General features: G+C 67.1%; 12 protein-coding genes. 8 read left to right on the top strand and 4 right to left on the bottom strand.

From position 1 onward, the window contains the following. The 4 genes from Q0627_RS02885 to Q0627_RS02870 form a co-directional block, all read right to left on the bottom strand. Nucleotides 1–985 (bottom strand): MlaD family protein (locus tag Q0627_RS02885; RefSeq protein WP_298807618.1); only part of this gene is annotated, 985 nt, incomplete at its 3' end. Further along, nucleotides 982–2,325 carry an MCE family protein gene (locus Q0627_RS02880; protein WP_298807616.1) on the bottom strand — a complete coding sequence of 448 codons (1,344 nt, stop codon included), beginning with the start codon at nucleotides 2,323–2,325 and terminating at the stop codon, nucleotides 982–984. The genes Q0627_RS02885 and Q0627_RS02880, both read right to left, overlap by 4 nt. A gap of 4 nt (nucleotides 2,326–2,329) precedes the next feature. Further along, the gene (locus tag Q0627_RS02875) at nucleotides 2,330–3,193 is read right to left on the bottom strand and encodes an ABC transporter permease (protein ID WP_291017732.1); all 864 of its coding nucleotides are present in this window, start codon (nucleotides 3,191–3,193) and stop codon (nucleotides 2,330–2,332) included. After that, a complete protein-coding gene (locus Q0627_RS02870; RefSeq protein WP_291017730.1) occupies nucleotides 3,193–4,002 on the bottom strand; it encodes an ABC transporter permease in 810 nt (269 codons plus the stop codon). The genes Q0627_RS02875 and Q0627_RS02870 overlap by 1 nt, the downstream gene beginning before the upstream one ends. A 116-nt stretch (nucleotides 4,003–4,118) precedes the next feature. Between Q0627_RS02870 and Q0627_RS02865 the strand changes: the two genes are divergently transcribed. From Q0627_RS02865 to Q0627_RS02830, 8 genes are all read left to right on the top strand, one after another. Next, a complete protein-coding gene (locus Q0627_RS02865; protein ID WP_298807614.1) occupies nucleotides 4,119–4,751 on the top strand; it encodes an SRPBCC family protein in 633 nt (210 codons plus the stop codon). Nucleotides 4,752–4,792: 41 nt separating this feature from the next. Continuing rightward, nucleotides 4,793–6,055, top strand: a complete 1,263-nt coding sequence (locus Q0627_RS02860; RefSeq protein WP_298807611.1) for an MFS transporter — start codon at nucleotides 4,793–4,795, stop codon at nucleotides 6,053–6,055. A gap of 49 nt (nucleotides 6,056–6,104) precedes the next feature. Next, nucleotides 6,105–7,007, top strand: a complete 903-nt coding sequence (locus Q0627_RS02855) for a TatD family hydrolase (protein WP_291017725.1) — start codon at nucleotides 6,105–6,107, stop codon at nucleotides 7,005–7,007. A gap of 139 nt (nucleotides 7,008–7,146) precedes the next feature. Next, nucleotides 7,147–8,268, top strand: coding sequence for a resuscitation-promoting factor (locus tag Q0627_RS02850; protein WP_291017723.1), 1,122 nt, complete (start codon nucleotides 7,147–7,149; stop codon nucleotides 8,266–8,268). Continuing rightward, nucleotides 8,232–9,152: a 16S rRNA (adenine(1518)-N(6)/adenine(1519)-N(6))-dimethyltransferase RsmA gene (gene rsmA / locus Q0627_RS02845; RefSeq protein ID WP_291017720.1), complete on the top strand. Its 921-nt coding sequence runs from the start codon at nucleotides 8,232–8,234 to the stop codon at nucleotides 9,150–9,152. The genes Q0627_RS02850 and rsmA overlap by 37 nt, the downstream gene beginning before the upstream one ends. 11 nt (nucleotides 9,153–9,163) lie before the next feature. Further along, nucleotides 9,164–10,099, top strand: coding sequence for a 4-(cytidine 5'-diphospho)-2-C-methyl-D-erythritol kinase (locus Q0627_RS02840; RefSeq protein WP_291019968.1), 936 nt, complete (start codon nucleotides 9,164–9,166; stop codon nucleotides 10,097–10,099). Further along, entirely contained in the window at nucleotides 10,074–10,922 is an 849-nt protein-coding gene (locus Q0627_RS02835; RefSeq protein ID WP_298807604.1) for an SAM-dependent methyltransferase, read from the top strand. Before Q0627_RS02840 ends, Q0627_RS02835 begins: the two co-directional genes overlap by 26 nt. A 46-nt stretch (nucleotides 10,923–10,968) precedes the next feature. Then, a partial coding sequence (locus Q0627_RS02830) for an ABC-F family ATP-binding cassette domain-containing protein (protein WP_298807602.1) occupies nucleotides 10,969–12,061 on the top strand: 1,093 nt, incomplete at its 3' end.

Here is a 12,061-nt window from a genome sequence, read left to right as displayed (position 1 = left end):
AGATGTTGGCGCTCAGGCCGGCCGCTTCGAGGGTGAAGTTGCACAGGTAGAGCATCATGAATCCCCCGTACCGGCCGGACTGATTCAGCTTCTTGGACAACATCGGGAAGTTTCGCAGGAATGTGGTGAATTCCCCGGTCTGTGGAATCCATGCCGACGTGATGTTCGTAAGTCCTTTCAGTGAGGCCTCGAAGTCGTCGCCCGCGGCGGTCATCATGTCCGCGAGGGCGGCGACGGCCTTGTCGCCGTTGTCGAGGAGAGCGGTGAGCCGTCCGTTGTCACCGATCAGGGTGGCACTGAGTTTGCCTAGGCCGTCGAACAATTCGGTGAGCGCGGGGCCGCGGTCGTCGACGGTTGCCATCAGGATGTTCAGATTGGACATCAGCCGGGTGAACACCGCGCCGTTGGCGGCCAGATTCTGTCCCATCGACGAAATCTGTTGCAGCAGAGTCTCAACCGAACCGGTGCGGCCCTCGAAGGTATCGACGAAGCCGCGGGCGAGCTGGTTGGCTTGGTCGGGGTCGAGCGCCGAGAACAACGGCTGGAAGCCGTTCATCAGCGCGGTCAGGTTGATCGCGGCCGTCGTCGCCCCCACCGGGATGCTGTTTCCGGTACGCGCCGGGGTGTCCGGGGAGGACTCGAGTGCGATGTAGCGGGCGCCGAGCATGTCGCCGTAACGGACTGTGGCGTGCACCTTCTCGGGCAGCGGGTATTTCTTGGCGATGGTGACCTTCACCTCGGCGAGGGCCGTTCCGTCCTTCTGGGGCCGCAGGTCCACCGCGTCGACGCGGCCGATGCGCACCCCGGCCATGGTGACGGGGTTGCCGGAGGTGAGGCCCTCGGCGTCGTGGAAAGCGATCCGGTAGCCGGTGGTGTCGCCGTGCACCGGGACGCGCAGCGTGTTGCTCATGATCACCGCGGCGACGACGCCGACCACGACGTAGGCGAAGGCCTTGAGGGTGACGGACAGGGGGAGTCTGGTCATCGCTCCTGCACCTGAACCTTCATACCGCGCACCATCGGTCCCACCATCAGCTTGGTCGCCGGGCTGGGTGTGCCGGTGGCCGACGACCGCTTGCCGGTGACGGTCGATTCCAGATTGCTCAACGGTTCGTTCTCCGCGGCCCCGTCGATGACGGCCTCGCGGGAAATCCCTTCCGGGGACATCCTTTCGGGAGACATCCTTTCGGGGGACTCATCTTCTCCTCGTGGTGGGTTCAGAATGGTGCCGTTGGGCTCACCAGGGGCCCGTACCGGACCGACACCCTGCCGGGTGCTGGTGCCGAAACACTGTTGGCCGCGCAGGTTTCCGTAGTGAGGGCAGTCCGCGGCGGTGTACGGCATGGGCTGGGAGAACGTCGGCACGGCGGTGATGTTGAACTTGCCGGTGGCGAACAGGATGGTGCCGGCGGCACCGAACTTGTCGGCCTCGGCCAGCGTCGTCGACAGGCCGTCGGGATTGTCGGCCACCGTCGAGAAGATGGTGGAGGTGGAGTCGATGATGGTGATCAGGTTCTTGCGCTGTGCTGCCACGAACGGGGTCACCGAATCCAGATAGCCCGCGGCCGAGGACATCATGGCCACCAGTTGGTCGCGGTTCTCCACGATTCCGCGCGAGATCGAGGTGGTGGACGCGAGGGTTTTGATCACGTCCGGCGTTGCCCGGCGCAGACTTTCGACGACGGCCCGGAACTTGGGGGTGGCGTCGAGGAAGCGATTCATCGTCGACTCCAACTCGCGGGAGGCGACCCACCAGTCGTCGATCATGATGCCGAGTTCGTCGCCGCGATCGCCGATCGCCCGGCTCACCACGTTGAGTGCGACGTTCACCTTCTCGGGTTTGACCTCGCCGAGCAGTGTGGACAGCTTGGTGAACACGTCGTACAGGTTGACCGCGTCGTCGCCGCTGTCGACCGGGATGTCGGCGCCGTCGCGCAGTTCCCCGGTGGACTCGCCCGTTCCCGGCCGCAACTGAATATAGATGTCGCCGAAGAAGGTTCGAGGCGCCACCCGGATGACCACATTGTCCGGAATACGCTTCATCATCGAGCGATCGACGGCCAGACCGATCCGCGACGACGTGGTGCCGGCCTCGATCGAATCGATATTGCCGACCTTGACACCGTTGTAACGCACGGGAGCGCCGGGAGAGATCAGTCCCGCCTCGACCGGGATCTCACCGTGCACCTGGGCGGTGTCGTCGAACATGCCGGTGCTGCGCGAGATCATCCACAGCGCGAACGCGAGCAGCAATGCCATCGCGACGATCGCGCGAAAGATGTAGCCGGCCTTGGATACCTGACGACCGGGAAGCATGATTGTCATGTCGTCAGATCCCCATTCCCGGAATCTCGGGCACCAGGCCCCACAGGCCGAAGGTCAGGATTACGTCGAAGATGCCGATCGCGAGAATCGATGTGCGCAAAGCCCGTCCGGCCGCCTGACCGACACCCTCAGGGCCGCCGGAGGCGAAATAGCCGTAGCTGCAATGCACCAGCGTCACGATGCCGGCGAAGAACACCGCCTTGGTGGCCGAATACACCAGATCCGACGGGCTTAGCGCTAGATGGAAGAAGTAGTCGTAGGTGCCCGAAGATTCGCCGTTGTACCAGACCACGACGAGGCGGGTCGCGATGTAGCTCGAGAGCAGACCGATCATGTAGATGGGGAGCACGCACACCATTGCCGCGATCATCCGGGTGGTCGCCAGAAACGGGATGGAGCGGATGGCCATGACGTCTAGTGCGGCGATCTCGTCGGAGATGCGCATCGCGCCGATCTGCGCGGTGAACCCGGTGCCCACCTTGGCGGCCAGCGCGATCGCCACCACCACGGGCGCGAGTTCTCGGGTATTGGCCACCGCCGACAGCATTCCCGACAGCGACGTCATACCGACCAGCTGCAGGCCACGGTAGGTTTCGACGCCCAGCATCATCGCCGCCGCCAGCGACATCGCCAGCACGATGCCCAGCGTGCCACCGCCCGACAGCAGCGACTTGGAACCGAAGGTGACCTCGGAGATCTGATTGAGGACGTGCCTGCGGTAGTGGACCAGCGTGTACGGGATCGCCAGGATCGCTCGGGTGATGAACGTGACGTACTCACCGAGGCGCACCACCGTCGAGGTGGCGCCCTCGATCCGGCGCGAGGCCGACTGCCGGATGCGGTAGGTCGTGTCGTGGGTGGCAACCATCAGTAGGCCCCAACGGCGGGCACGATCACCGTATACAGCTGCGAGAGCACGGTATTGAAGACGAACACCAGGGCGAACGCGATCACCACGGCCTCATTCACCGCGTCGGCCACCCCTCGTGGGCCGCCGCGGGCATGAAGTCCTTTGAAGCAGGCCACGATGGTCGAGATGAGCGCGAACACCGCGGCCTTGACCAGTGCCATGACGAAGTCCGACATCCGGCCGTACTGACTGAACGTGGCCATGAATGCGCCGGCCGGAAGATGTTGCACGTAAATGTGATACGCGTAGCAGGCACCCACGCCGACGACGGTGATCAACGAGCACAACATGATCGAGACGATGATCCCGGCGGCCACCCGCGGTGCGACGAGCCGCTCGATCACGTTCAGGCCCATCACCTCGATGGCGTCGACCTCCTCACGGATCTTGCGCGAGCCCAGATCGGTGCAGATCGCCGAGCCCGCCACACCCGCCATCATCAGCGCGCTGACCAGTGCCGAGGCCTGGCCGACGATGATGAACGCGACGACGGCACCGGAGTAGCCGCCCGCCCCGATCCGGCCGGCCAACTCGCCGACGGACACCGCGATGAACACGCCGACGGGGATCATCAGCAGCAGGGCGGGGCCGGTGCTGACGCGGCCGATGAACACGACCTGACTCAGCGTCTCGCCGAGCGACAGTCGTCGCCGCAGTGTCGCGACGACGGTTGCCCCGATCGCCTGCAGTGCGAAGCCGAGCGTGTGCCCGGCTTCGGTGGCGAGGTCCCGCAGGGGACCCTTGGACGCCGGAAGGTCGAATGCCACCGAAAACCCCCTTCGGTATTGTGGCCTGGCTCTCACCGAGCACGCTAGCATGTTTCATATATGAAATGTAAAGCTTGAAATCCATCGAGCGGTTCGACCAGGTCAGAAGGGTATGGATGAGTACGTCACAGATCGTGTGGCTGGTGATCGGGGTACTGGCGGCACTCGGAGTCGCCGGAATCGCCGGGTTGGTGGTGCTGTGGGGGACCGCGGGCAATCCCGGCAGGTCGGCGGTGCGCAAGGAGATCCCGGCGGACAGCGTGGACCGCTACATCACGCGCGGCGCGTCGTTCGCGATCGTGCTCACCGTGAACACGCCGCTCTCGCGCAGGGAGGTGTGGGACCGGATCGTCGGCGTCGAATACATGTCGAGCCTGCCGCTGCTGTCCGGGCCGACGTGGAGCGGCGACGCCGTCATCCCCGGGGCGACGGTGCCGGTGGGTGCGGTGCGCACCATGTCGGGAACGCTGCTGTCGGTGACCGAGCGTGTCACCCACGTCGAGCAGGAGTCCGAACTCACCCTCACCGGTACCGCGCTGTCGTTGCCGCTGGTCATCAGTAGTTTCGCCGAACGCTGGACGCTCACCGACGGCCCGCGCGGCACGCTGATCGTCACCTGGGCGATCGCAGGCTCGCCCCGCTGGGTCGGCTGGCTGCCGTGGCGGTGGGCCGTCCCGTTGATGCGGCCGATCCTCGGATTCGTCCTGCGCCATGCACTGCGCCTCAAACCCTTCCGCTCCGTCCGCTGACTTGACCGACGGGGGATCTCCCGGTGGGCTAGGTTGACCGGATGACTTCCCGCCCGGAGCCGGCGTTGCAGCGCGTATCCCGCAGGTGGATCGGACTTTTCGGACTTGCCTGGATGGGGGTGTGGCTGGCGCAACTGGCGCCGTTCCAGCTCACCCTTCCCGAGCAGGTCAACGACTGGCTCGACATCGGCGACGACGTCACCGCCGGCAACTGGCGTCGCAGTGTGCTGACATTCGGTGTGGTGTCCGGGATCTCGGCGATCTTCGCTCTCGTCGCGTTCCCGCTGACCGGGTCGCTGTCGGACCGTACGCGCAGCCGATACGGCCGTCGCAAACCGTGGATCGTCGGCGGCATGGTGTTGTTCGCGATGTCGCTGATCGGTCTGGGACTGGTGGATCATATCGTCGCGATCACGGTGCTGTGGTGCGGGGCGATCACCGGTTTCGCCACCACGTCGGCGGCGCTGACGGCGTTGATCAGCGATCAGGTGCCGGTGTTCCAGCGCGGCGTCGTATCGAGTTTCGTCTCGGCGCCGCAGGCCGTCGGCGTGATCGCGGGGATGGCGATCGTGTCGTCGTTCGCGCTCGGTTATCTGCCCGCCTACCTGGTGTACGCGGGTTCGCTCGTCGTGTGTGTGCTGCCGTTCCTGCTGCACCTGGACGACCCGCTGCCGTCCGACGCCGGCACCGGACGGCTGACCGTGGCGAATATCGTTTCCGAACTGTGGATCTCGCCGTCGAAGTACCCCGATTTCGGCTGGACCCTGCTCGGCCGGGTGCTGGTGAACCTGGGCAACGCGCTGGGCACCTCGCTGCTGTGGTTCTTCCTGACCTTCGGCCTCGGCGTCGACGACCCGGACGACGACCTGCTGCTGGTGAGCGCCGTCTACATGCTGTTCGTCATCGCGAGCGCATTCCTGAGCGGCGCGCTCAGCGACCGCATTGCCCGACGCAAACCGTTCGTCCTGGCCGCCGGACTCGCCCAGGGCATCGCCGCACTCTGCATCGCGGCACAGGCGGACCTGACGATGACCATGGTGGCCGCCGCATTCCTGGGCGCCGGTTTCGGAGCCTTCCTCGGCGTCGATCAGGCACTGGCGACCCAGGTGCTGCCCGACCCCGACCACAACGGCCAGGACCTCGGGATCATGAACATCGCGATGGCCGTACCTCAGGCGCTCGGCCCCCTCGTCGGCGCGCTGGTAGTCGAGGCCACCGGCGGTTTCACCGGCCTGTTCATCGCCTCGGCCGTCCTCGGCATCCTCGGCGGCCTGACCGTTCTCCTCGTCCGCAGCGTGCGGTGACGGCGTCATCGATGGGACGGTCGCGCTCTGAGTCCGGTGCTGTGTCAAGGTGGTCTCCGTGAACGACGCCCCGGCCGAGAGCAAGCCTGAGACCGAGAGCAACAAGGCGGCGCGCAAGCGGTTGCGGAAGCAGCCGCCGCCCGACCCGGCGCCGCTGGCCGGGCTGATCGACGCGCATACACATCTGGCGGCGTGCGGCGGGCGGGACCCCGAGACTGTGCGGGCCATCGTCGACCGTGCCGCCGCGGTGGGCGTCGAGGCGGTGGTGACCGTTGCCGACGACATCGTCGACGCGCGGTGGGCGCATCAGGCGGCGCACTGGGACGAGCGGGTGTATGCGGCGGTCGCGCTCCATCCGACGCACGCCGGTGAACTCGATGACGCCGCCCGCGCGGAACTGGAGACGATGGCCGGCGACGACCGGGTGGTTGCGGTGGGGGAGACCGGCCTGGACTACTACTGGATCGGCAAGTCCGAATCCTGTGCCACCAAGGAGCAGCAGTACGAGGCATTCGCCTGGCATATCGACCTCGCCAAGCGGCTGCGCAAGCCGCTGATGATCCACAACCGGGACGCCGACGCCGACCTGCTCGACGTCCTGGCGGCCGAAGGATCGCCGGAGACCGTGATCATGCATTGCTTCTCCGGTGACCGAAACGTTGCACGCGAATGTATCGACCGTGGGTACGTTCTGAGCTTCTCCGGAACTGTGACCTTCGCCAACTCCGGAGAATTGCGCGCGGCGGCCGAATTGGTGCCCGACAACCAGCTCCTGGTGGAGACCGATGCGCCGTTCCTGACCCCGCATCCCTACCGTGGCCAGCCAAATCAGTCGTATTGCCTGCCGTACACGGCACGAGATATCGCGCGGACCCGTGGCGTAGGGGAGGACGAACTCGCGGCGATTCTGGGGGCCAATGCCCGCCGGATTTACGGCATACCTTTGCGCTAGGCAACTCTGTTCGTTATCGTATCGTAATCAAGAGGTTCAGCCCCACGTTCCCGGGCTTCCCGGCACAGCTCCCGTTGTGACCGTCCGGAGTGGTGACACCGGTACGTGGCCGATCTGTTGTCGACGAGGAATTCGTAACATGTCTGCCCTGCTTCACATCCGCAAGTCCACTTCGAAAGCGGCCCGCGTGGCCACCGGTGCAGCTCTGCTCACCGTGATGGCAGGTGGTGTCGTCGGCATCACCTCGCACAAGGACATCACCCTCGCCGTCGACGGCAAGGTCCAGCAGATCTCGACCATGGCCTTCTCCGTCGACCGCGTGCTGCGTGAGCAGGGATACCGCCCCTCGGACGCCGACGAGGTGCTGCCGGGCCTGACGGAGGACGTCAAGGCCGGTCAGACCATCGTCTACAACCGGCACAAGACGCTCACCCTCAACATCGACGGCAAGACGTCGACCGTCGAGACCACCGCCACCAACGTGCGCGAGATCCTCGATGAGAACGGCTACGAGGACGCCCTCGCCCACCCCCAGAACTTCGGCGCCGACAGCGTCCCGCTCACCGGCGGGCTGGTGCAGGTGACGCTCCCCAAGAAGGTTCGCGTCACCGACGGCACCAACACGTTCCGCACCAATGTCGCCGCCCGCACCGTCGCTGACGTGCTCAAGGGCACCGGCAAGCCGCTCACCGGACTCGACAAGGTCAAGCCGGCCCCCAATACCCCGATCCGCCCGGGCATGCGGATCGTCGTCACTCGGATTCGCACCGAGGAGTCGACGGTCACCGAGAAGTTCAGCGCCACCCCCGTCACCAAGGAAGACCCGACGCTGGTCAAGGACCGCAAGGTGGTCGAGGACGAGGGCAAACCGGGCACCTCGAAGGTCACCTACCGGCTGACCATCGTCAACGGCACCGTCACTGAGCGCGAGAAGCTCGGCTCGACGGTCGTCACCGAGCCGGTTCCGGCCACGGTGCGGATCGGTACCAAGGACGGCGCGCCGTACGTCGCGGCAGGCTCGGTCTGGGACCAGCTCGCCCAGTGTGAGGCCACCGGAAACTGGGCCATCAACACCGGCAATGGATTCTACGGCGGTGTCCAGTTCGACCAGAACACGTGGGAACGCTGGGGCGGCCTGGAATACGCCCCCCGCGCCGACCTGGCCACCCGTGAGGAACAGATCGCCATCGCCTCCAAGACCCAGGCCGCTCAGGGCTGGGGTGCGTGGCCGTCGTGCTCGTCCAAGCTGGGCCTGAACTGAACGCCCCTGAACCCGTGACCGGCGGGGCGCCTGCCCTGCTCGGACCGGTGCAGATCCGTGAACTGGCCACCGAACTCGGGGTGCGGCCCACAAAAACGCTCGGCCAGAACTTCGTGCACGACGCCAACACCGTCCGGCGGATCGTGGCGGCTTCGGGTATCGGTCCCGACGACGTCGTTCTGGAGGTCGGACCGGGACTGGGCTCACTGACCCTGGCGCTACTCGCCGAAGCCGGGCGTGTGGTGGCCGTCGAGATCGATCCGAAACTCGCCGACCGTCTACCGCGTACCATCGCCGAGCGGGCGCCGGGACAGGCCGATCGGTTTGAGGTGATCACCGCCGATGCCATGTCCGTGAGCCGCGCCGACCTGCCCGAGCCGACGGCACTGGTCGCAAACCTGCCCTACAACGTGGCGGTCCCCGTACTGCTGCACCTGATGGCCGAATTACCCAGTATCAGAACCGCTTTGGTGATGGTTCAGGCGGAGGTCGCCGACCGGCTGGCCGCAGACCCGGGTGGCCGAATCTACGGGGTGCCCAGCGTCAAAGCCCGCTACTACGGCGACGTGGCCCGGGCGGGCGCGGTCGGCCGCAACGTGTTCTGGCCCGAACCGAAGGTCGAATCCGGACTCGTCCGCATCCGGCGGACCGCCGTCTACCCCGCCGACGACGGTCTGCGCAAGAAGGTGTTCGAGGTGATCGACGCCGCGTTCGCGCAGCGCCGCAAGACGATGCGCTCGGCGCTCGCGGGCTGGGCGGGTAGCGCGGCGGAGGCTGAACGCCGACTGCGTGCGGCCGGTATCGATCCGCAGATCCGGGGTGAAAAGTTGTCGGTGGCCGATTTTGTCCGCCTCGCTCAGGTGCCTGTCGTACCCGACCACTAACCTCTGTAGTCGTGTCAGGTGCGTCGTTGTCCGTGGTCCCGTCGCCGGTTACCGTGCGTGCACCGGCCAAGGTCAATCTGCACCTGGGGGTAGGTCCCCGACGGCCCGACGGTTATCACGACCTGGTCACCGTCTTTCAGGCATTGTCACTGCATGACGACATCACGGTGCGCACCGCTCCCGCATTGTCGGTGCACACCCACGGTGAGGGCGCCGCGTTCGTCGCCGACGACCGCACCAATCTCGCCTATCGTGCGGCGGTCGCACTCGCGGCCTGGGCCAACCGGGGCTCCGGGCTGGCCATCGACATCGACAAGGCGATCCCCGTCGCCGGCGGTATGGCCGGGGGCAGCGCAGATGCGGCCGCAACACTCGTCGCCGCCGCCGAACTCTGGAAACTCGACATCGACCGCGCCGCACTGTCCGAGCTCGCCGCCGGGCTGGGCTCGGATGTGCCGTTCGTGCTGCATGGCGGTACCGCGCTGGGAACCGGCCGCGGGGAACGACTCGTGCCCGTGCTCTCGCGTGGCGAGTTCCACTGGGTGCTCGCCCTGGCCGACGGCGGCCTGTCCACACCGAAGGTGTTCGCCGAACTCGACCGGCTGCGGGAGGCCCGTGCCGCGCTCGATGATCCCGCACCACCCGACGAACTGCTTGCCGCGCTGGCCACGGGAGACCCGCGCGCGGTCGCACCGCTGCTGTACAACGACCTGCAGCCCGCCGCACTCGGCATCAAACCCGTGCTGCGCCGGACACTGCGCGCCGGAACCGAGGCCGGGGCGCTCGGCGGCATCGTGTCCGGGTCCGGTCCGACGTGCGCGTTCCTCTGTGCCGACCAGCAGTCGGCAGTCGCGGTGGCCGCCGAACTCGCCGGCGCCGGGGTGGCGCGCGGCGTGCGGGTGGCCGTCGGTCCGGTGCCCGGTGCCAGGGTGGTCGATCACGGCTGAGCCGCGGGCGTGCGATGTCACCGAACTCGCCGCGCGGCTGCGGCGGGCGGGTTGCGTATTCGCCGAGGACGAGGCACGCATCCTCACCGACGCCGCGATATGCGACGGAGTGCTCGACGCAGATCTGCTCGAAACGCTGGTCCGTCGGCGCGAACTCGGTGAGCCGCCCGAACATATCGTCGGGTACGTGGAGTTCGCCGGGCTCCGGCTGTCGGTCGGGCCGGGGGTGTTCATCCCGCGTCAGCGGTCGGTGTTCCTCGCCTCGTCGACCCTTGACGCGGTTCGCGACGCAGGTGAACAGCCTGTTGTGGTTGAGGCGTACTGCGGCGTCGCGCCGATCGCGTCGGTGATCGCTGCCGGGGTCGATGCGCGGGCGCCGGAGCTGATCGTCGTCGATCACAGTCCGGCGGCGCTGACGCACGCCCGGCGCAACCTGCCGGCGGCCGTGCGGGTGGAACGCGCCGCGCTGCCCGGCGAGATGGACGCGGTCCTGCGCCGCGCGGGTGTCCTCGGATCGGTGGACGTGATGGCGGCCGTCGCGCCCTACGTACCCGGCACGCTGCGGGATCTACTGCCCGCCGAGGCCACCGATCACGAACCCGCAGACAGTCACGACGGTGGCCCCGACGGCCTCGACGCGGTGCGCGGGCTGATCGACGGCGCCCGGCGCTGGTGCTCTGTCCGCGGGGTGATGCTGCTCGAATGTCACCGGGACCAGGCCACGGCGGCACTTCCCCATGCCGCTGATCGAGGACTTGATTGCCGGGTGCGTCTCAGTGACGACGGTCAGACCGCAGTTCTTGAGGTCCGGGTACCACGGTGACATCTGTGGCTCAGGGTCACCGGCCGGGGTGAGCTATCGTCTTCGGGTGGCACCCTCCAACCCGACGGCCCTGATCAACGCCGACCGAGTCAGCAAGAGCTTCGGCATCAAGCATCTGCTGGACACCGTCAGCCTCGGTGTGCACGAGGGGCAGCGCATCGGGGTCGTGGGCCTCAACGGCGGCGGCAAGACCACCCTGCTGGAGATTCTCGGTGGCATCACCGAACCCGACAGCGGGCGGGTGTCGCGGGCCGGCGACATCCGCGTCGAGACGGTTACCCAGCGTGGCGAACTGCCCGCAGGCGCGACTGTTTCCGAGGTTGTGGTCGGTGCTGACGTGGCCGAGCACGAGTGGGCAGGCGACGCCCGGGTGCGTGCCATCCTCGCCGGTATCGGTATCGACGCCCTGCTCGATCGCCGCGTCGACGAACTCTCCGGTGGGCAGCGGCGCCGCGTCGGCCTGGCCGCCGCGCTTATCTCCGACGCTGATTTGCTGATCCTCGACGAGCCCACCAACCACCTCGACATCGAGGGCGTGCAGTGGCTGGCCGAGCATCTGGTGGCCCGGCGCAGCGCGCTGATCGTCGTCACCCACGACCGCTGGTTCCTCGACACCGTCGCCACCCGTACCTGGGAGGTGCATTCGGGCCGCGTCGACGAGTACGAAGGTGGTTACAACGACTGGATTTTCGCGCGCGCGGAACGGGTCCGGCTCTCCGACGCCGCCGAGGAACGCCGCCGTAACCTCGCCCGCAAGGAACTCGCGTGGCTGCGTCGCGGGCCGCCGGCACGAACGTCCAAGCCACGCTACCGGATCGAGGCCGCCGAGAAGCTGATCGCCGACGTCCCGCCGCCCCGCGACACGGTCACCCTGTCGGCCTTCGCCCGCCGCAGGCTGGGCCGCGTGGTCATCGAACTCGAGGACGCACACCTCGAAACACCAAGCGGTGTAGTACTTCTCGACGACCTCACCTGGCGGATGGCGCCGGGTGAGCGCGTCGGTCTGGTCGGGGTCAACGGATCGGGCAAGACGACGCTGCTACGAGCGCTCGCCGGTGAGGCGAGTGTTGCTCCGGGACGCCGGATCGAGGGCACCACCGTCAAGATCGGCTGGCTGCGCCAGGAACTCGACGACCTCG

This window comes from uncultured Gordonia sp., from assembly GCF_937858515.1.
Classification (GTDB): domain Bacteria; phylum Actinomycetota; class Actinomycetes; order Mycobacteriales; family Mycobacteriaceae; genus Gordonia.
This window is presented reverse-complemented; position numbering and strand designations above follow the sequence as displayed.